This window comes from Streptomonospora nanhaiensis (genome assembly GCF_013410565.1).
In the GTDB taxonomy this organism is placed as follows: domain Bacteria; phylum Actinomycetota; class Actinomycetes; order Streptosporangiales; family Streptosporangiaceae; genus Streptomonospora; species Streptomonospora nanhaiensis.
Window position 1 is genome coordinate 4,929,878 of sequence record NZ_JACCFO010000001.1, and the last position, 20,600, is coordinate 4,950,477.

Genomic DNA, 20,600 nt, shown 5'->3' on the forward strand with positions numbered 1-20,600 from the left:
GTCGCAGGCAGCCCAGCAGCGTAGCGGGGAGTGTGTGGCCATGACGCGCGGAGTCTACGTCGCCGCCAGCGGAGCCGAGAGCGGGGTGGCCGCGATCGCCCTCGGCGCGGCCGAGCTGCTGTCGGGGGCCGTCGACCCGATCGGGGTGTTCCGCCCCGTGGTCGCCGCGGGCGCCCCCGACCCCGTGGTCCAGACCCTGCGCCGCCGCTTCAAGATCGCCGCGCCCTACGAGCGGTGCGTGGGCGTGGACTACGACGCCGTGCACGCCGACCCCGACGCCGCCACCGCCGAGATCATCGACGCCTACCAGCGGCTGGCGCGGGACTGCGCGGCCGTGGTGGCGGTGGGCACCGACTACACCGACGTCGGCGCCCCCACCGAGTTCACCTTCAACGCCCGGGTGGCCGCCAACCTGGGGTTGCCCGTGCTGCTGGCGGTCTCGGGCGCCGGGCGCGAGCCCCGCGCCGTCCGCGACGCCATCGCCCTGGCGGCCAAGGAGGTCGACCGCGAGCACGCCGCCCGCGCCGGGACCGTGGTCGACCGGGTCGAGCCCGAGCGGGTCGCCGGGCTGCGCGCCGCCCTGGCCGGCGACGCCTGGGTGCTGCCCAAGGTCCCCGGGCTGACCGCGCCCACCGTTCGCGACCTCCTGCGCGCCTGCGAGGGGCGGCTGCTGTTCGGCGAGGAGCAGCGGCTGGGCCGCGAGACCTCCGGCCTGCTGGTGGCGGCGATGTCGCTGCCCAACGTGCTGGACCGGTTGGAGGAGGACCACGTGGTGCTGGTGGCCGCCGACCGCGCGGGCGCGCTGCTGCCCGCCCTGGCCGCCGCGCACCGCTCCGCCGACTTCCCCACCCTGGCCGGGGTGGTGCTCACCGGCGACCTGGGGGTCTCCGAGCCGGTGTGGCGGCTGCTGTCCGGCATGGACCTGCGGCTGCCCGTCATCGCCTCGGCCCAGGACACCTTCACCACCGCCACCCGGCTGGCGGCCGTGCGCGGGGCCATCACCCCCGACGCCGACCGCAAGACCGAGGCCGCGCTGGCCGCCTTCGGCCAGGCCGTGGACGGCCCGGCGCTGCTGTCCCGGCTCCAGGTCGACCGCACCGAGGTCGTGACCCCGCTGATGTTCGAGCACACCCTGCTCACCCGGGCGCGCGCCCGCCCGGCGCGGATCGTGCTGGCCGAGGGCACCGAGGAGCGGGTCCTGCGCGCCGCCGAGGTGCTGCTGCGCCGCGAGGCCGCCGAACTGGTGCTGCTGGGCCGCCCGCGCGAGGTCGCCGCCCGCGCGGCGGAGTTCGGGCTGGACGTGGGCGCCGCCGAGGTGGTCTCCCCGGACGACCCCGAACTGCGCGAGCGCTTCGCCGCCGAGTACGCGCGGCTGCGCGCGCACAAGGGCGTCACCGAGCAGTTGGCCCGCGACACCGTCGGCGAGGTGTCCTACTTCGGCACGCTGATGGTGCACTGCGGGCTGGCCGACGGCATGGTGTCGGGCGCCGCCCACACCACCGCCCAGACGATCCGGCCCTCCTTCGAGATCCTGCGCACCTCGCTGGTCTCCAGCGTCTTCTTCATGTCGCTGCCCGACCGCGTGCTCGTCTACGGCGACTGCGCGGTCAACCCCGACCCCTCGGCCGAGGACCTGGCCCGCATCGCCGCCGACTCCGCCGACACCGCCGCCCGGTTCGGCGTGGAGCCCCGCGTTGCCATGCTGTCCTACTCCACCGGCGCCTCGGGCACCGGCGCCGACGTCGACAAGGTGCGCCGGGCCACTGAGGCCGTGCGCGCGGCCCGCCCCGACCTGCTGGTCGAGGGCCCGATCCAGTACGACGCCGCCATCGACCCCGACGTCGCCCGCGCCAAGCTGCCCGGCAGCGCGGTGGCCGGACACGCCACCGTCTTCATCGCGCCCGACCTCAACACCGGCAACATCCTCTACAAGGGGGTGCAGCGCAGCGCAGGCGCCGTGGCCGTGGGTCCGGTGCTCCAGGGGCTGCGCAGGCCGGTCAACGACCTCTCGCGCGGAGCGACCGTGCAGGACATCGTCAACACGGTCGCCATCACCGCCGTGCAGGCGCACGCGGCGCGCGAGGAACCGCCGCCCCCGCGGCCCGAACAGGAGGGAACCGGCGCATGAGCCACGTGCTGGTCGTCAACAGCGGATCGTCCTCCATCAAGTACCGCCTGCTGGACATGGCGGCCCAACGCCCCATCGCCTGGGGAATCGCCGACCGCATCGGCGAGGACGGCGGGGAGCTGACCCACCGCCGCCCCGGGACCGACCCCCACGTCCGGCCGGGCCCCTTCGCCGACCACGAGGCCGGGCTGAGCGCGGTCCTCGACGCGTTCGGCGAGGCCGGCCCCGACCTCTCCGGGATCGAGCTGGCCGCCGTGGGCCACCGCGTGGTGCACGGCGGCGACCGCTTCGTGCGGCCCGCCGTGGTCGACGACGCGGTGATGCGCGCCGTGGAGGAGCTGGCGCCGCTCGCGCCGCTGCACAACCCCGCCAACCTGGAGGGCATCCGGGTCGCCCGCAAGTCCTTCCCCGACGTCCCGCACGTGGCCGTGTTCGACACCGCCTTCCACAGCACGCTGCCCCCCGCCGCCCATACCTACGCCGTGCCCGGCACCTGGCGCACCGAGTACGGGGTGCGGCGCTACGGCTTCCACGGGACCTCCTGCGCCTACGTCACCCGCCGCGCCGCCGCGTGGCTGGGCCGCGATCCCGAGCAGGTCAACCTCATCGTGCTGCACCTGGGCAACGGCGCCAGCGCCACCGCCGTGGCCGGCGGGCGCAGCGTCGACACCTCCATGGGCATGACCCCCTTGGAGGGCCTGGTCATGGGCACCCGCAGCGGCGACATCGACCCCTCCCTGCCGGGCTACCTGGCGCGCGAGGCCGGGCTGACGGCGGGCGAGGTGGACACCGCGCTCAACCGCGAGAGCGGGCTGCTGGCGCTGGCCGGGGCCAACGACATGCGCGAGGTGCGGCGGCGCGCCGCGGCCGGTGAGTCCGGCGCCGCGCTGGCCCTGGAGGTCTACGCCCACCGGGTGCGCAAGTACGTCGGCGCCTACTACGCGGTGCTGGGCCGGGTGGACGCGGTGGTGTTCACCGCCGGGGTGGGCGAGCACGACGCCCGGTTGCGCGAGGACGCTCTGCGCGGCCTGGACGCGCTGGGCCTGGCGGTCGACCCCGAGCGCAACGCCGCCGACAGCGGCGAGGAGCGCGAGGTCTCCCCGCCGGGCGCGCGGGTGCCGGTCCTGGTGGTGCCCACCGACGAGGAGTGGGAGATCGCGGTGGAGGCCGTGGCCCTGGTGGAGGGACGCCGCTGACGGCGCCGCGCCCGCCCGCCGCGGGGGCGGCGGACGGGCGCGGGACACGGCGCGGGAGCGGGCGGCTAGTCGGTCCGGGGGGCCGAGCCCGTGGCCGGGCGGTGCAGCGGGGACTCCCCGAACGACAGCTCGAAGTCGGGGGTGTCGGCGATCAGCGCCTGGGTGTAGGCGTGGGCGGGCGCCGACATCACCGTGCCGACGTCGCCGTACTCCACGATCTCGCCCTTGTTGAGCACGGCCACGTGCTGGGCGATGTTGGAGACCAGCGCGATGTTGTGCGTGACGAACAGCAGGGCCATGCCGTCGTCCTGGAGGTTGCGCAGCAGCTCCACGATCTCGGCCTGCACCGACACGTCCAGCGCCGAGGTGATCTCGTCGCAGATCAGCAGGTCGGGGCGGGTGGCGATCGCGCGGGCGATGGACACCCGCTGCCGCTCGCCGCCGCTGAGCTGGTCGGGGAACCGCTCGCCGTAGGAGGCGGGCAGCGCCGCGCGCTCCAGGGCCGTGGCCACCACCGCGTCGGGGTCCTTGGGCCGGCCCGCCAGGTGGGTGTAGGGCCGCAGGATGAGGTCGCGCACCCGCTTGCGCGGGTTCAGCGCCTCGTAGGGGTTCTGGAAGATGTACTGCACCCGGCGGCGCTGCTCGGCGGTGCGCCGGTAGCTGCTGGGCGCCAGCGGTGCGCCGTCGAAGACCACCTCGCCCGTGAACTGGTGGTGCAGGCCCACCAGCGAGCGCGACAGCGTGGTCTTGCCCGACCCCGACTCGCCCAGCAGCGCCACGCACTGCCCGCGCGCGAGGTCCAGGTCGATCCCGCTGAGCACGGTGGTGCGGCCGTAGCCGGCGCGCAGGCCGCGCACCCGCAGCAGTACGTCCTCCTCGGCGGCCGGCGCGGGCGCGGTGTGCCCGGCCGTCTTCAGCAGCGGCACGGCGCGCAGCAGCTGGACCGTGTAGGGGTGCTGGGGGTCGCCCAGCAGCCGGTCGGCGGGGCCGCGCTCCACGACCTCGCCGCTGTACATCACGGCGATCTCGTCGGCGAGGTCGGCCACCACCGCCATGTCGTGGCTGATGTAGACCCCGGCCGTGCCGTACTCGCGGGTCATGTGCCGGATGGTCTGCAGCACGTGCGCCTGGGTGGTGACGTCCAGGCCGGTGGTGGGCTCGTCCAGCACGATGAGGTCGGGGCAGCCGATGAACGCCATGGCGATGGCCACGCGCTGCTGCTGGCCGCCGGAGAGCTGGTGGGGGTAGCGGCGCAGAAACGCGTCGTCGTCGGGCAGCGCGACCTCGCGCAGCACCTCCCGGACCCGGGCCTCGGGGTCGCCGGAGACGGCCCGCTCGCGCGCGGTCGGCGCCGCGCCGGCGCCCGGCCCGCCCGCGCCGTCCCCGCCGTCGGCGGCCACGCCGGAGTCGTGCAGCGCCTCGCGCAGCTGGGTGCCCAGGGTGAGGGCCGGGTTCAGCGCCGAGGCCGGGGACTGCGGGATGTAGGCCACCCGGCGGCCGCGCATGCGCCGCACCGCCGCGGCGTCGGCCGGGTCCAGCACCGAGCCCGACAGCGCGATGCGCCCGGCGGTGATCTCGGTGGCGCGCTTGCAGTGCGCCAGCAGGGCCAGCCCGAGCGTGGTCTTGCCCGAGCCGGACTCCCCGACCAGGCCGAGGATGTCGCCGCGGGCCACCCGCAGCGTGACGTCGTGGATGATCTCCACGTCGGAGGGCCGCCCGACGACGGTCAGGCCCTCCACCTCCAGGGCGACGCGCGCGTCGCCGCGCTGGGTCGTGTCCGGGCTCGTCGTCACTTCTCCACCCCCCGGTCGATGCCGATCGACGCCCGCGACAGGCCGTCGGTGATGAGGTTGGCGCCGATGGTCAGCAGCGCGACCGCGGCCACCGGCAGGACCACCGACCACGGCTGCACCGTGATGGCGATGCGGTTCTCGTTGATCATCAGGCCCCAGTCGGCGGTGGGCGGTTGCAGGCCCATGCCCAGGAAGCTCAACGTGGCGATCAGGCCCACCGAGTAGGTGATGCGCAGGCCCAGTTCCACCAGCAGCGGGCTGGTGATGTTGGGCAGGATCTCCCCGCCCATGATCCGCCAGCCCGGGACGCCGATGGCCTCGGCCGACTTCACGAAGTCCTGCTCGACCACCTTGAGGGTGGCCTCGCGGGCCACCCGGGCCACGCGCGAGGCGTGGGAGACGCCGATGAGCGCGATGATCAGCCACACCTCGGGGCCGATGATCGACATGACCAGCAGGGCCAGCACCAGTTGCGGGAAGGCCAGCACCATGTCGTTGGTGCGCATGACCGCCTCGTCCAGCCAGCCGCGCCGGTAGCCGGCCACGACGCCGACGGCGGCGCCCAGCACCACGCCCACCAGCGCCGCCGACACCGCGATGGTGATCAGCGTGTAGCCGCCGTGCAGGAACCGGCTCAGCACGTCGCGGCCGATGCCGTCGGTGCCGAAGACGGTCCCCTCGACGCCGGTGCGGTTGGGGATTCCCACCAGCTCGGTGGGGGAGTAGGGGCTGAGGAACGGCCCGGCCACGGCGGTCAGCACGACCAGGCCGACCAGCACCACGCCGATCCTGGTGCGGCCGTGCCGCCAGGCCGCGCGGAACAGGCCCTGGCGGCGGCCGGGGGGAGCGGCCGCGGCCGACTCGGGGGCGGTTGCGGTGGCGAGACTCATCGGGCGGACACCCTCACCTTCGGGTTGGCGGCCAGGCCAACGACGTCGGCCAGCAGGTTGACCACGATGTAGACGACGGCGATCAGCAGGGTGACGGCCTGGATGACGGGGATGTCGCGGGTGGTGATCGCGTCCATCAGCGCCAGCCCGATCCCCGGGAAGGCGAACAGGAACTCGATGGCCACCACGCCGCCGGCCAGCCAGCCCAGCTGCACCGCGATCACCTGCGCCACCGGGCCGATGGCGTTGGGCGCGGCGTGCCGCCACACCACCACCCGCTCGGGCAGCCCCTTGAGCCGGGCCTGCTGCACGTACTCGCTCTCCAGCACCTCGATCATGGAGGCGCGCATCATCCGGATGATGGGCGGGCTCACCGCCAGTACCAGCGTCAGCACCGGCAGGATCAGCTGGGCCGGGTCGGCCAGCACGGCGCCGGCGCTGCCCGCGAACACCGGCGGCAGCAGGTGCAGCCAGCCGGTGGACAGCAGCAGGATGAGCAGGATGCCCACGGCGAACTCCGGCAGGGCGGCCAGGACCAGCGACACCGCGGAGGTCGCGTGGTCGGCGGCGCGGTCGCGGCGCAGGGCGCTGTAGGCGCCGATCAGCAGCGAGACCGGGGTGGCGATCAGCGCCGCCAGCCCCATCAGCACGAAGCTGGCGGTCACGCGCGGGCCGAGGTACTCGCTGACCGGGCGGGCGTTGGCGAAGGAGTCGCCCAGGTCCAGGGTGAACAGGCCGGCCAGCCACTTGCCGTACTGCACGGCCAGCGGGTCGTCGAGGTTGAGCTGGTCGCGCAGGAGGGCGACGCGCTCGGCGGTGGCGTCGCGGCCCAGGATGGCGCGGGCGGCGTCGCCCGGCAGGGCCTGCGTCGCCAGGAACACCACGAGCGAGACCACGAAGAGGGTCAGCAGCCCGTAGCCGAGGCGGTAGAGGATCAGACGTGACATGTGAGACGACCTTTGCGAGACATCGGTCAGCGGGGATCGGGGCGGGAGCGGGCGGCCGGCCGCGGGCGCGGCGGCCGCGGCGCGCTCACTCCTCGATGCGGACGCGGTGGAAGCCGTAGGAGGTCAGCGGGTGCCCGGTGACCGAGGGCTCCAGCCCCTTGACCTTCCGGTGGAAGGCGTCGAGGGTGTTGACGAAGCCCCAGATGATGTAGCCGCCCCGCTCGTGCTCGATTTCCATGGCCCGCCGGATGAGCCGGTTGCGCTCCTCCTCGTCGACCGTGCGGCGGGCCTCGTTGACGATCTCCACCCACTCCTCGTCGGCCCAGTGGGTCTCGTTGAACGGGGCGTCGGGCAGGGAGCCCTGCGCCGCCTGGGACAGGTAGTTGCGGGTGGCCCAGAAGTCCTGGGCGAACGTCCACTGGAGGTAGTTCTCGCCGTAGTACTCGGTGGAGTTGGTCTGCTTGAGGTTGACGGTGACGCCGGCGGCGCGCGCCTGCTCCTTGAAGACCTGGGCGGCGGCCACGGCCCCGGGGGTGATGGGGCCGGTGACCAGTTGGACCTCCAGGCCGTCGCCGTGTCCGGCCTCGGCGAGCAGCCGCTTGGCCTCGGCGATGTCGCGCTCGCGCTGGTCGGGGAGTTCGTCCTCGACGTAGGCGGGGTCGAAGCGGCCGTAGATGTCGTTGCCGACGCTGCCGTAGCCCGCCAGCGCCTGGTCGACCATCTGCCGGCGGTCCACGATGAGCCGGAACGCCTGGCGCACCCGGACGTCGTCGAAGGGCGCCTTGTCCACCCGCATGGTGAACGGGGTCCACATCCCCGACTCCGACTCCAGGGTCTCGATGTTGGGGTTGGCCCGCACGACCTCGATCTGGCTGGGCGGCAGCTGGCTGATGGCGTCGACCTGCCCGCCCAGCAGGGCGTTGACCCGGGCGGTCTCGTCGGGGAAGTTGATGATCTCCAGTTCCTCGATCCTGGGGTGGCCCTCCTGCCAGAACCCGGGGAACCTCTCGAACAGGCTGCGCTGGCCGGGGGTGAACTCCACGAGCCGGAACGGCCCGGCGCCGACCGGGTTGTCGGGGTCGTAGTCCTCGGGGACGATGCCCATGGAGTACTCGGCGAGCAGGTCCAGCAGGGTGACGTAAGGCTCGGCGAAGGGCACCCGGACCGTGCGGTCGTCGACCCGCTCGATGTTGTCGCGGTCCATGGTGGCCAGCTGCGGCGCGCCGATGCCCAGGATCTCGGGGTCGGTGACCCGGCGCAGGGTGAAGACGACGGAGTCGGCGGTGACCGGGGAGCCGTCGTGGAAGGTGAGGCCGGGCTTGAGGCGGATGGTCCAGACCGTGGCGTCCTCGTTGGGCTCGATCGACTCCGCCAGCGCCATCTGGATGCTGTAGTCGGTCTCGAAGTAGCACAGGCCCGCGTAGAGGTTGTGCGCCCGGGCGATGTCGGTGTTGTCGGTGGGCTTGTGCGCGTCGAGGGTGTCCTCGGCCGACCCGCCGGCCACCCCCACCCGCAGCCGCCCGCTCCCGGCTCCGCTGGAACCGCCACCGCCGCACGCCGACAGGGCGGGGACGACGACGGCACCGGCGGCTCCGGCCATCAGGACGCTGCGGCGGCTGGGGGCGGTCTGCGCTGCGGCGGCGGGGGGAACCCGATGTTCGCTGTCGGCGGGGGTGGGCGGCACGGCAACCTCGGTTCGGTCGGGTGTTCGGTCAGGAGGCGGCGCCGCAAGGCCGTGGTCCCGGCTGTTCGCGGGCGCGTCCCGCCGGCGTGTGCACGAGCGCACACGCCGACCGTTTCGATAGTTGTCACACCGAACACGCACGTCAAACCGTGTCTGGATGATCACCCGGCGTGGCAATGGGGGGTGCGGGGCGGCGCGAATGGCGCGTGCGGGGGTGTGCACGGTGCGTAGTGATTTCCGCTGCCAGCAGGGGGTTTGCGATTATCGCAAGATCGGGGCCGCGGTGCGCCGGAGGTGTGCTCGCAGCGTGCTCTGCGGGCCGAGGCGTGTCAGTTCGGGCGCGCAGGTCGTAATCCGATCGATGCCGCGGGGTGGTGAAATCTTGTTGTTTATGAGGAGATTTGCGTAGTTTGTCGGATTTTGCACGGTAGAAACATCCTCGCTTCCCGACGCCATCGCGTCTCGGCCCGCCCCCGCCCGCCCCGAGCGGGGCGGCGGCCGGGCGCCTGGAGTGGCAGGGCGCCCGGCCGCCTCGCTCAGCCGCGCTGGGCGGCGAGCGCCTCGGGGCCCATCTGGAAGTCGGGGTCGACCTGGGCGGCCAGTTCGGCGCCGTTGTCGCCGCCCCAGCGCCGCGCGTTGCGCAGGTGGAACTCCGCGCTCTGCCGGGTGAACTTCGCCCAGTCCTTGCCCGCGGAGTCGACCGCGTCGCGCATCCAGGCCAGGGTCTTGACGTTGGCCTCCTCCAGTTCGGCGAGTTCGGGGTGGCGGCCCTTCTCCATGGCCCGCACGAACGGCGAGAACCCGAAGCAGGCGGCGAGCGCGTCGCCGACGTGCTCGCGCAGGAACGCGACGTCGTCCTCGCCCTGCACCTTGTTGCCGATCACCTGGATCTCCACCCCGTGGTCGCCGGCGTACTCGGCGTACTGGCGGTAGACGCCCACGCCCCGCAGGGTGGGCTCGGCCACCAGGAAGGTGATGTCGAAGCGGGTGAACAGGCCCGAGGCGAAGGAGTCGGCGCCGGCGGTCATGTCCATCACGACGTACTCGCCGGGGCCGTCGACCAGGTGGTTGAGGTACATCTCGGCGGCGCCCACCTTGGAGTGGTAGCAGGAGACGCCGAGGTCGTCCTCGCCGTAGGGGCCGGTGACCATCAGTGTGGCGCCCGCCGCCGGCACCCCGAACCGCAGGTGCAGCGGGTTGTCGGGCGAGACGGAGAGCAGGCGCGAGCCCCGCCCGGGCGGGGTGGTCTTGGTCATGGCCTCGGCCGAGGCGATGCGCGGGTTGTCGCCGCGCAGGATCTCCTTGATCTCGGTGAGGTGCCCGCCCATCGGCGGGACGCGCGCGAGGTCCTCGGCGCTGAGGCCCAGTGCCGCGCCGAGGTTCTGGTTGATGTCGGCGTCGATGGCGACCACGGGCGCCCCGGTGGCGGCCAGGTAGCGCGTGAACAGCGCGGACAGGGTGGTCTTGCCGCTGCCGCCCTTGCCGGCGAACGCGATCTTCACGAGGTCCTCTTTCCATGGGATCCGGGCGGAGCGTCCGGTGGCCGGCACGCTCCGCGGTCTTGTGGAAACGATTATCGTTGTTGCCGAGAGTGCCTGTCAGGTAATTCACCGGATCGTGTCCTGGCCGCCCGGACGCCCGCTGACCTGCGCCGCCGGGCCGCGCGCGCCCGCCTCCCGCGCCGCGCTTGCGCGGGCGCGTATCGTGAACACGCAGGTCACCGCGCATGACCGGGAGCCGGTGCGCCCGCGCCCGCCCCCTGTCGGATCGGCCACACGGCCGCGTTTTGCGGGGTATACGAGAACAGCCGGCACCTGGTGTGCTGTCCTGGTGGTGGTGTGCCTTGTCGAGGGCGTGTCGAGGGGTTGTCTAAGGTGAGGCCGTCGGCTGTCCCCCGGTCGCGATGGGAGTGAGACGGGTATGAGCGATTCGCAGCGACTCCGCGAGTACGGCGCCGCCGGTCCGGTCGTTCCCGATTCCGCCGCCGACCCGGCCGACCCCGTCGAGACCGCCGCGCTGGAGGCCAGCGAGTACACCGAGGCCGCCACCGACCACACCGTGTGGAGCTGCGTGGGCAACCTGACCGCCGTCCGCTCCATCCGGGCGCGGGTGCGGGAGTTCCTGGAGCGCTCCGCGCCGCCCCAGAGCGTCCTCGACGACGCCGAACTCGCCTCCAGCGAGCTGGCCACCAACGCCCTCCTGCACTCCCGCTCCGGCCAGACCGGCGGCGTCATGACCCTCTTCATCCGCTCCAGCCGCGACCGCGTGCGCGTCGCGGTCGCCGACCAGGGCGAGAAGCACACCACCGCCGCCCCCACCGACCCCGCCCGCCCCGACAACGACGACTACGGCCGGGGCAAGCTGATCATCGAGAGCTGCACCACGCGCAGCGGCGAGTACTGGACCGAGACCACCCACGTGGCGTGGTTCGAGATCGACGTCAACGACCCCGACCGCGGCGCCGCGGCCGAGTAGCCCCCTCAGCGTCGCCGGGGCGAGGGCCGCCCGCCCGGCGGCCGGTCCCGCCACCCCCGATGAGAGGAGCACGGGCACCGTGCAGCTCGACCCCGTCCTGGCGGCCTACCTCGCCGACCAGCCCGACCTGGTGTGGGACGACGACCTCGACCTCGCGGCCGTGCGCGCCGCCGAGAACGCCGAGAGCCTGGCGGCGCCCCGCCTGGCCCGCCCGCACGAGGTCCGCGACACCTCCGTGCCCGGCCCGCCCGGGGCCCCCGACGTCCGGGTCCGCGTCTACCGCCCCTCGCCGGGTCCCGACCTGCCGGTGACCCTCTACCTGCACGGCGGCGGCTTCGTGGTGGGCAGCCTGGAGACCCACGACAACGCCGCGCGGCTGCTCGCCGAGCAGGCCCGGACCCTCGTGGTGGCGGTCGACTACCGGCTGGCGCCCGAGCACCCCTACCCCGCCGCCGTCGAGGACGCGTTCGCCGCCTACCGCTGGTGCCTGGAGCACGCCGCCGAGCTGGGCGGCGACCCCGGCCGCGTGGCGGTGGCCGGCGACAGCGCGGGCGGCCTGCTCGCGGCGGTGCTGTGCTTCGCGGCGGCCGAGCGCGGCGTGCGCCCGCCCGTCTTCCAGCTGCTCGTCTACCCCTCCACCGGGGCCGGCGACACCCCGTCGGCGCGCGCGTTCGCCGACGCGTCGGGGCTGCGGCCCGCGGAGCTGGAGTGGTACGGGCGCGCCTTCCTCGGCGGCGCCCGGCCCGAGGACCTCCCCGCCTACCTGCGGCCGGCGCGCGTGCCCGACCTCTCCGGCCTGCCGCCCGCCTTCGTCCTGACCGCCGAGGGCGACCCCCTGCGCGACGACGGCGCCCTCTACGCGCGCCGCCTCGCCGAGGCCGGCGTCCCGGCGCGCCTGCACGACAGCCCGGGTATGGTCCACGGCTTCCTGCGGTTCATGCACGCGGTGCCGGCGGCCCGCGCCGCCGCCCAGCCGGCGTTCGACGCGCTGCGGGCGGCGTTCGCGGCGCCGTAGGCGCGGCGCGCCCGCCGGAGGTGCGGCGCGTGCCGGGTGGGCGGGGGCGCCCTCAGCCCGCCACCCGGGCGGGCGCCGGCGAGCCGTGCACGGTCACGCCGAACCCGGCAAGCTCGCGCCCCACGGCCTCGGCGCCCCGGGCCGCGGTGGTGACCACCGACGCCCCGCTCCACAGCGCGGCGGCGGCCAGGACCGCGCGCTCGGGTTCGGCCATGCCGGAGTCCACGGCCACGGTGTCGCCGGGGCCCAGCCCCAGCGCCTCGGTGACCTCGCCCAGGCGGCGCAGCAGCTCGCGGTGGCCGTGCAGCGCGGTGCGCACGCCCCCCGCGTCGGCGGAGTAGGCCAGGATGCCGTTGTCGAACAGGCCGCGCGCGGGGTCGTAGCCGCTGCCGTCGGGGCTGGGCATCAGCAGTTCGCCGAACGGCGTGGTCTCGGGCGCCTCGCCGAAGGCCACGACCTGGCGCACGCGGGAGCGGTCGGCGAGTTCGCGGGCGATCCCCGCCAGCGGGGCGGTCACCAGGATCATCCGGGCGTCCACGGCGGTGAGGACATCGATGATGGTCTCCAGGTCGGAGTCCAGGTCGAGGGGCAGCGCGATCCCGCCCAGGGCCATCACCGTGTAGACGGCGGTCAGCCGCTCGGGGCCCACCGGGGCCAGCACGCCGACCACGTCGTCGGGGCAGGTGCCGCGCCGGCTCAGCCCGGCGGCGGCGCGCTCGACGGTCACGGCGAAGGTCAGCGCGTCCAGGTCGGTGCCGGAGGTGTCGCGCACCCGGGGGCGGCCGCAGCCGCGGCGCAGCCGGTCGGCCAGCCCGCCGGTGAGCGACCCGGCGGGACGCGCGCGGGCCGGCGCCCGGAGGCGGCGCACCCGCTGGTCGAACCGGTCGACGTCCATAGGGTCCTCCCGTCCGGCGCGGGGTGTTCGGCGGTGTCGGTGGGAAGCGCGCGGTGCGCGGGCGCCGCCGGCCGCCTCCCAATCGGCGGAGAGCCCCCCGGCCCCTCACGCCGCGGCGGCGGCGCCCGCGGCGCACCGGCGCGCGTCGCCGCCCGCGTCGGACAGGCGGGCGCGCACCGCCGGACACCCCGGCCGTCATCGCGCGCCGGGCTCGTCACGCCCCCTCCACGTGGCGAGCCCGGCGTCGCCGTACCGATGGGCCCCGCGGGCGCCTCCCCTCTGCGCACCCGCGGCGATACGGCTCCAGCGATGCCGCGGCGCCGGTGGACCCCCGCCCGCTCCGGCGCCCCCGTTGGGCGTCAGGCGGGGCGTGGCGCGAGCGCGGGTCCGCGGCGGTCACGGCGTCCCGGAGGTGCGGCCTCCGGGAGGTCTGAGCCGGTTCCGGTGGTGGCGCCAGGGGCGCCCTCCCGGGCCCGATCTCATGATGACGACTCTAGCGTTTTCGCGAGCTTTTGCACATGCAGAAACGAGTGCATCTGCATATGTAGATCCGGCGCGGAGGGGTTCAGCCGGGAACGCCGCAGCTCACCGGCTTCTCACGGCGACACCGCATGGCGGTTCACCCACGCCGCGATCTGCCGGCGCGAGTTGAAGCCCATCTTGCGGTTGATGTTGGCGACGTGCCGCGCCACGGTCGCCTGGGTGATGAACAGCCGCTCGGAGATCACCCGGTTGCTCTCCCCCTGCCCGATGAGCTGCGCGATCTCGTGCTCGCGCGGGGTGAGCGCCGTGCGCGGCGGCTCGGAGAGGCGGGCGGGCGCCGGGCGCGGCCGGGCCGGCCGGCCGGACTCGGTGATGCGCAGCGCGAGGTCGACCGCGGCGTCCAGGCCCAGCCCGCGGCCCTCCTCCCACCAGGCGCGCACCTGCTCGGGTTCGACACCGGGCTTCAGCGGGACCGCCGGGCGGCGGGGGTCGGGCAGTTCGGAGTCGAGGCCGCCGCGCAGGGCCGCCGCGGCGCCCGCGCACCGGAACGCGTCCTCGGCCACGCCGTGGTCCAGGGCCACCTGGGCGATGGCCTCCAGGGCGCGGGCGGCGCCGGGCCGGTGCCCGGCGGCGTGGCTGACCAGCAGGCTCTCGCTGAGGTAGTCGTAGGCCTGGGCCACCGACCCCAGGGCCGGGGCGATGCGGCCCACCCCCGCCAGCGCCGCCGCGATCTCGGGCACCGCGCCGATGCCGCGCTGGATGTCCAGCGCCTCGCGGTAGCAGCGGTCGGCGCTCTGGGCGTCGCCCTGCACCTCGGCGGCGGCGCCCTGGGCCATCAGCACCAGGCCCACCCCCCAGCGGTGGTCCATGCCCCGCATGATCATCAGCGCGGTGTTGAACCGGGTCTCGGCCTCGCCGAGTTCGCCGGTGTGCACGGCCACCGCGCCCACCAGGGCCAGCGCCACGGCCTCGTTCCACAGGTCGCCGGTGGCGCGGGCCGCCTCCAGCACCTCGGTGGCCCGCTCGCGCGCCCGCGCGTAGGCGCCGTCGCGGATGTCGAAGTCGGCCAGCACGTTCAGCGCCTGGCCGACCGACTCGGTGTCGCCCGCCGCCCGGCAGCGGGCCTCGGCCTCGGCGGCCATGCGCGCGGCCTCGGGGTAGCGGCGCTGGGCGCGGTACACCTGGGCGCGCAGCACCATGACCCGGCCGCGCAGCGCGTCGTCGGCGCCCTCGACCGCCAGGAAGGTGTCGCACCAGGTCCCGGCCTCGCCGAAGTGGTGGCCGAGGACCCAGTAGGTCCGCAGCCCCGCGCACAGCCGCAGGCCCGCCTCGGCGTCGCGGCGCCGCTCCGCCCACAGCAGCGCCGCGCGCACGTTGTCGTACTCGCAGACCACCCGCTGCAGGTGGCCGAACCGCTCGGCCCACGGCATGGGCCGGCCCTCCACCGCGATGCGGCCCAGGTCCTCGGTGAGCGCCACCATCCGCGCGGTGTGCCGGGCGCGGGCCTCGTCGGCCTCGCCGGATTCGGCCAGGCGGGCGGCGGCGAAGCGGCGGACGGCGCCGGGCAGCCGGTAGCGCACCCGGTTGTGGTGCTCGCCGGTGAGCGAGATCAGCCCGCGGTCCACCAGGCCCGACAGCAGGTCCAAGACGTCGGACTCGGCCAGCGGAGCGGCGCCGCACACCCGTTCGGCGCCTTCGAGGTCCCAGTCGGGGAAGACGGCCAGGCGGCGCAGCAGCACCCGTTCGGGATCGCTGAGCAGCGCGTGGCTCCAGGTGAGGACGCCCTCCAGCAGGCGGCGGCGCGCGGCGCGGCCGTGCCGGCGCGGATCGGCCGCGGGCAGGTGGGCGGCCAGCCCCTCGGCCAGGCGGTCCAGCGGCACCCTTCCGGCCCACGCGGCCACCAGTTCCACGGCCAGCGGCACGCCGTCGAGCCGCTCGCACACCTCGGCGACGGTGCGCAGGCCGGCGGGGTCGGCCGTGGTGCCGGTGTCCACGGCGAACCCGGGGTCGGCGGCGCGGGCGCGGTCCAGGAACAGCCGCACCGCGCCGCTGTCGGCGGGGTCGACGCCCTCGCGCGGCAGGGTCAGCGGCGGGACCCGCCACACCCGCTCGCCGGGCACGCGCAGCGGCTCACCGGAGGTCAGCAGCAGCGACAGCGCCGGGCAGGACGCGGTCAGGGCGGCGGCGACCTCGGCGACGTGGTCGGCCGCCCCGTCGCAGTCGTCGAGCACCAGCAGCAGCGCCCGGCGGCGCAGCGCCTCGCACAGGTGGTCGACCGGGTCGGACAGCGCCTCCTCGGCGACACCCACCGCCGCGCCGATCCGGGCGGCGACGTCGGCGCGCGTGCCGGCGCAGGCCAGCCCGGCGAGCCACACGCCGTCGGGGAACGAGGCGGTGGCGTGGGCCGCCAGCCGCAGCGCCAACCGGGTCTTGCCGATACCGTCGGCGCCGCTGAGGGTGACGACCCGGTCGGCGCCGAGCAGCCGCAGGAGGTCGCTCAGATCCCGGTCGCGTCCGATGAAGCTGTCGGTCTCAACGGGAAGGTTCTGCCGCGCGGGAGCGGTCTGAGGTGCCATGGCCTTCACACGAGTAGGCAGTCGGGGACCGCGCTCACCTTGCCTGGGGGTAAGGGCGGGATCGGGAGTGGTGCGTGCTCGTGCCTAAAGCTCTGTCTTAGTAGGTGCACAGTCGGTGCGCAAGCGGTACCGCGGAATCGCCCGCCGCCCGCCCCGGTGCCCCGCCGCGGGCTCAGCGGTTCAGCCCGTGCTCGGCGGCCCAGTCCGCGAGCTGGGCGCGGGAGGTGATGAGCAGCTTGCGGAAGATGTTGGCGATGTGGCGGGCCACCGTGGCCTGGCTGATGGTGAGGTGCCGGGCGATCTGCCGGTTGGACATCCCCTCGCCGACCAGGACCGCGATCTCGCGCTCGCGGGGGGTCAGCAGGGCCGGCAGCGGGCGGCGCGGCACCGGGAAGCTCGCCGCGCGCTCCACCACCTGGTCCAGCGGCAGTGTGCGCCAGGCCTTCCACGCCTGCTGGGCGACGTCGGCCGGCAGGGTCCGGCAGGCCGCCGCGAAGAGGCGCTCGGCGCGCGGGTAGGGCTGGCGCAGCGCCGCGTACAGCCGCGCCGCCACCCCCGCCAGCGACGCCGCCCGCTCGGGCTGCTCCTCGGCGATGGCGAGTTCGGCCAGGGCCTCCAGCGCGCGCGCCGCGGCGGCGCGCCGCCCCGAGGCGGCGCTGATGCGCAGGCAGCCGGCGAACCGGCGGCGCGCCCCGGAGATGTCGCCGCGCGCGAGGTCGAGGTAGCCCATGGCCGCCGAGCAGCGCGCGGTCTCGGGGGCCACGCCCATGTCGCCGAAGATCTCCATGGCGCGGTCGAGCCGCCCGGCGGCGACGTCGAGGTCGCCGCGCTCGGTGGAGATCACCCCCAGCCCGTTGAGGCAGCGCGCCACGCACCACAGGTCGCCCAGCTTCTCGGCCGCCTCGACGCCGCGGTCGAGGTACTTCTCGGCGGTGTCCAGGTCGCCGGAGCGGCGGGCCAGGCGGCCCAGGGTGCCCAGCACCGACACCTCGGTGAAGTGGTCGGGCACCGCGGCGGCCCGGGCCAGGGCCCGCTCGGCGGCCTCGCGGCAGCCCCGGTCGTCGCCGGCGCGCAGGGCCGCGGCCGCCAGCACGCCCCAGGCGACCACGGCGGCCGGGGTGTCGCCGCAGGCGCGCGCGGTGTCCAGGGCGGTGGTGGCGATGGAGGCGGCCGTGCGGGCGCCCTCCAGGTCCAGGCACAGCTCGGCGTGCACGGCCAGGGCGCGGGCGCGCACGTGCGGCGGCTGGGTCTCGGGCGACTCCCACAGCAGCCGGCGCAGCGACCGGCTGCCCTCGGCCAGCAGGCCGCGGGCGAACCAGTAGGGCCGCAGCGCCACGCACAGCCGCAGGCCCTCCTCGGCGCGGCCCTGGCGCAGCGCCCACTCCAGCAGCCGGGCGGTGTTCTCGCGGTGGTGGTCGAGCAGGTGCAGGTAGGACAGGCGTTCGGCCCACGTGAGCGGGCGGGCCACCGCCTCGGCCATGTCCTCCATCTCGGCCACGGCGGCGCTCAGGCAGTGCTGCCAGGTGGCGGCCTCCTCGCCGGCGGCGGCCAGCCGCTCGGCGGCGTAGGCGCGCACGGTGTCGGGCAGGCGGTAGTAGGCGTCCCCGCCGACCTCGCAGTCGAGCACGATCAGCGACTTGTCGCGCAGCGACTCCAGCAGCCGGCCGACCTGGGCGGGGTCGACCCCGTCGCGGCCGCACACCCGCGCCGCCTGCGCGCCGTTCCAGGTGCCGAACACGGTGAGGCGGCGCAGCAGCAGCTGCTCGGGGTGGACGAGCAGGTCGTGGCTCCACTCCAGCACCGCGCGCAGGGTGCGCTGGCGGGCCGGGAGCTCGCTGCCGGCGGTCACCAGCAGCCGGAACCGGTCGTCGAGCCGGCTGAGGATCTGGTGGACCGACAGCACCCGCACGCGGGCCGCCGCCAGTTCGATGGCCAGCGGCACGCCGTCGAGCATCCGGCAGACGCTGGCGATGGCGGCGGCGTTGTCGGCGGTCACCCGGAACCCGGGCCGGGCGCGGGCCGCGCGGGCGGCGAACAGGCGGACCGCCTCGTAGCGCAGCACCTGGTCGGGTCCGACTGCGGCGGGCGGGCAGCCGTCGTCGGAGGGGCGCGGCGGCGGGGGCAGCGACAGCGGGGGCACCCGCCACACGGTCTCGCCGGGTATCCGCAGCGGCTGGCGGCTGGTCGCCAGGATGCGCACCCCCGGACAGGTGTCCAGCAGCACCCGGCACAGCTCGGCCAGCGCGGCGACGGCGCGCTCGCAGGTGTCCAGCAGCAGCAGGACGCTGCGGTGGCGCAGCGCGGTGACGATCGCCTCCAGCGGGGGCCGCTGGCTGTTCTCCAGCACGCGCAGGGACCGGCCGACCGCCCGCACGACCTGGTCGGGGGTCGCGGCCTCGCTGAGGTCCACGAAGCTGCTGCCGTGGGTGAAGCGCGAGCGCACGAGGTCGCTGACGCGCACGGCCAGCAGGGTCTTGCCCATGCCCCCGCTGCCGGTGAGGGACACCAGGCGGCTCTGCCCGAGGATCCGGCACAGTTCCGCTACATCGCGTTCGCGGCCGACCATGTCGCCGGGGCGCGGTCCGGTGGCCAGGCTCGGGGTGGGGCGCGGGTGTGTCATGGCCTCGTTCACTGGGCAGCCGCGTCGTCGTGGCCGCGCCGGTGCCGTACAGGGGGCTCCGGCGCCGGTGTGGGCCAGTTTGGCACGCGGGTCCGGCCCTGTCTCGGGAATGGCCGGTTCCGGCGCGCGGCCGAGGCGGGGGAGGCGCGGCAGCGGCGGCGGGCGTGCCCGCCGCCGCCCTCAGCCCTGCGCGGCGGGCGCGGGCGGCGCCCAGGACGCGGGGTCGGCGGTGGTCTGGGCGCCGCCGGCCATGTCCTTGACCTCGTGCTCCCGGCCGTCCTCGAACGGGGGGAACCACACGAAGGGGATGCCCTTGCGCGAGGCGTACTGGACCTGCTTGCCCAGCTTGGCGGGCTGGTGGTAGACCTCGGTGTTGATGCCGCGCCCGCGCAGCAGGGCGGCGGTGCGCAGGGCCTCGTCGCGGCGCTCGGCCGAGGGCAGGACCACCAGCACGTCGGTGGGGCAGGAGCGGCCCGGGGCGATCCGGCCCTCGGCCACCAGCTTGGCGAAGATGCGGGTCAGGCCGATGGAGATGCCCACGCCGGGCAGGCTGCGCCGGATGAACTGGCCGGCCAGGTCCTCGTAGCGCCCGCCCGCGCAGATGCTGCCGTAGCCGGGGTCGTCGTCGAAGGACGCCTCATAGACCGTGCCGGTGTAGTAGTCCAGGCCGCGCGCGATGGACAGGTCGGCCACGACCCCGCCGGCCGGGAGGTCGGCCAGGGAGTCCAGTACGAACGCCAACTCCTCCAGTCCCTGGTCCAGCAGCTCGGAGGCCACGCCCAGCCGCTTGACCTCGGCGACCACCGAGGAGGCGTCGGCGCCCTTGACCGCGGCCAGCTCCAGGCAGCCCCCGGCCTGCTCGGGCGTGAGGCCTGCCCGGTCGACCAGGATCTCGCGCACGGCGTCGGCGCCGATCTTGTGCAGCTTGTCGACGGCGCGGATGACGGCGACGGGGTCGGCGATCCCCAGGCCCTCGTAGAAGCCCTGGAGCACCTTGCGGTTGTTGACGTAGAGCGTCCAGGCGGGGAGGTCCAGGCCGCTCAGCACCTCGTGGACGATGCGGGGGAGTTCGGCGTCGAAGTGCAGGGGCACCTGGTCGACGTTGATGACGTCGATGTCGCACTGGGTGAACTCGCGGAACCGGCCCTCCTGGGGGCGCTCGCCCCGCCACACGCGCTGCATCTGGTAGCGCTTGAACGGGAAGGTCAGCTCGTTGAAGTGCTGGGCCACGTAGCGGGCGAACGGCACGGTGAGGTCGAAGTGCAGGCCCAGGCGGGCGTCGGAGCGGTCGTCGGGGTCCTCCTGGAGCCGGTGCAGGGTGTAGACCTCCTGGGAGGTCTCGCCCTTGGCCAGCAGGACGTCGAGGCTCTCGACCGAGGGGGTCTCGACCGAGGCGAACCCGTAGCGCTCGAAGTTGACGCGGATATGGTCCAGCCAGCGCAGCTCCACGGACCGGATCTCCGGCGACCACTCGGGGAAGCCGCTGATGGGTGCGGGGCGGAGGACGCGCTGGTCGGACATTGGTTCGTGTGGCTCCTTGCGGCCGGTGTGCGTTAACAGCCCAAACAGCTCAATGGTAGGCCCTCGCCGCCGGGCGGGCGGCCGCCGCGCGCGGGCGCGGGCGCGCACGGGTGCGCGTGGGGGAGCGGAGCGGGCGCGCGGCCGGAGTCGGCCCCGACCGCCCGGCGGTGCCGGGGCGGCGGACACCGCCACCGGCCCGCGTGGACGGTTCGCGGGCCGGTGGGGCCGTCGAGCACCGCGGAGCATCGACCGATGCGGGCCGACGTTGCCCCAGCGACGTCAGCGAACGGCCCCACGCTCAGCGTGTGTCGACGCGGACCCTTGCGGCCGCGTGGTCCGGCGGGGTCTCGTGCCAGGAGAACGGCGCCGGAGCCCGC

Annotated in this window: 13 protein-coding genes; 4 read left to right on the forward strand and 9 right to left on the reverse strand. The window is 75.1% G+C overall.

Annotated features, from left to right (window positions below):
- The first annotated feature begins 40 nt into the window (after nt 1-40).
- Nucleotides 41-2,128, forward strand: coding sequence for a phosphate acetyltransferase (pta, locus tag HNR12_RS21915; protein WP_179769337.1), 2,088 nt, complete (start codon nt 41-43; stop codon nt 2,126-2,128).
- On the forward strand, nt 2,125-3,324 hold the full coding sequence (locus tag HNR12_RS21920; protein WP_179769338.1) for an acetate/propionate family kinase: 1,200 nt from the start codon (nt 2,125-2,127) through the stop codon (nt 3,322-3,324). The genes pta and HNR12_RS21920 overlap by 4 nt, the downstream gene beginning before the upstream one ends.
- 65 nt (nt 3,325-3,389) lie before the next feature.
- On the opposite strand, the gene HNR12_RS21925 is transcribed toward HNR12_RS21920, so the two are convergent.
- The 5 genes from HNR12_RS21925 to HNR12_RS21945 form a co-directional block, all read right to left on the reverse strand.
- Complete coding sequence (locus HNR12_RS21925) at nt 3,390-5,117, reverse strand: ABC transporter ATP-binding protein (protein WP_179769339.1); 1,728 nt, start codon at nt 5,115-5,117, stop codon at nt 3,390-3,392.
- The gene (locus tag HNR12_RS21930) at nt 5,114-6,007 is read right to left on the reverse strand and encodes an ABC transporter permease (RefSeq protein ID WP_179769340.1); all 894 of its coding nucleotides are present in this window, start codon (nt 6,005-6,007) and stop codon (nt 5,114-5,116) included. The genes HNR12_RS21925 and HNR12_RS21930 overlap by 4 nt, the downstream gene beginning before the upstream one ends.
- Complete coding sequence (locus HNR12_RS21935; RefSeq protein ID WP_179769341.1) at nt 6,004-6,954, reverse strand: ABC transporter permease; 951 nt, start codon at nt 6,952-6,954, stop codon at nt 6,004-6,006. Before HNR12_RS21935 ends, HNR12_RS21930 begins: the two co-directional genes overlap by 4 nt.
- Before the next feature lie 85 nt (nt 6,955-7,039).
- Nucleotides 7,040-8,638, reverse strand: coding sequence for an ABC transporter substrate-binding protein (locus HNR12_RS21940; RefSeq protein WP_443729147.1), 1,599 nt, complete (start codon nt 8,636-8,638; stop codon nt 7,040-7,042).
- A gap of 536 nt (nt 8,639-9,174) precedes the next feature.
- Complete coding sequence (locus HNR12_RS21945) at nt 9,175-10,140, reverse strand: ATP-binding protein (RefSeq protein ID WP_179769342.1); 966 nt, start codon at nt 10,138-10,140, stop codon at nt 9,175-9,177.
- Between the two features lie 418 nt (nt 10,141-10,558).
- Between HNR12_RS21945 and HNR12_RS21950 the strand changes: the two genes are divergently transcribed.
- Nucleotides 10,559-11,113: an ATP-binding protein gene (locus HNR12_RS21950; protein WP_179769343.1), complete on the forward strand. Its 555-nt coding sequence runs from the start codon at nt 10,559-10,561 to the stop codon at nt 11,111-11,113.
- A 79-nt stretch (nt 11,114-11,192) separates the two neighbouring features.
- Complete coding sequence (locus HNR12_RS21955) at nt 11,193-12,128, forward strand: alpha/beta hydrolase (protein ID WP_179769344.1); 936 nt, start codon at nt 11,193-11,195, stop codon at nt 12,126-12,128.
- 52 nt (nt 12,129-12,180) lie between these two features.
- Here HNR12_RS21955 and HNR12_RS21960 read toward each other — a convergent pair whose 3' ends face one another.
- The 4 genes from HNR12_RS21960 to hisS form a co-directional block, all read right to left on the reverse strand.
- Entirely contained in the window at nt 12,181-13,023 is an 843-nt protein-coding gene (locus tag HNR12_RS21960) for an AMP-binding protein (protein WP_179769345.1), read from the reverse strand.
- Nucleotides 13,024-13,619: 596 nt separating this feature from the next.
- Nucleotides 13,620-16,082: a helix-turn-helix transcriptional regulator gene (locus HNR12_RS21965; protein WP_179769346.1), complete on the reverse strand. Its 2,463-nt coding sequence runs from the start codon at nt 16,080-16,082 to the stop codon at nt 13,620-13,622.
- 172 nt (nt 16,083-16,254) lie between these two features.
- Nucleotides 16,255-18,702 (reverse strand): tetratricopeptide repeat protein, encoded by a 2,448-nt coding sequence (locus HNR12_RS21970; RefSeq protein WP_179769347.1) that lies wholly within the window; start codon nt 18,700-18,702, stop codon nt 16,255-16,257.
- A 180-nt stretch (nt 18,703-18,882) separates the two neighbouring features.
- Nucleotides 18,883-20,223 (reverse strand): histidine--tRNA ligase, encoded by a 1,341-nt coding sequence (gene hisS / locus HNR12_RS21975; protein WP_179769348.1) that lies wholly within the window; start codon nt 20,221-20,223, stop codon nt 18,883-18,885.
- Nucleotides 20,224-20,600 lie beyond the last annotated feature (377 nt).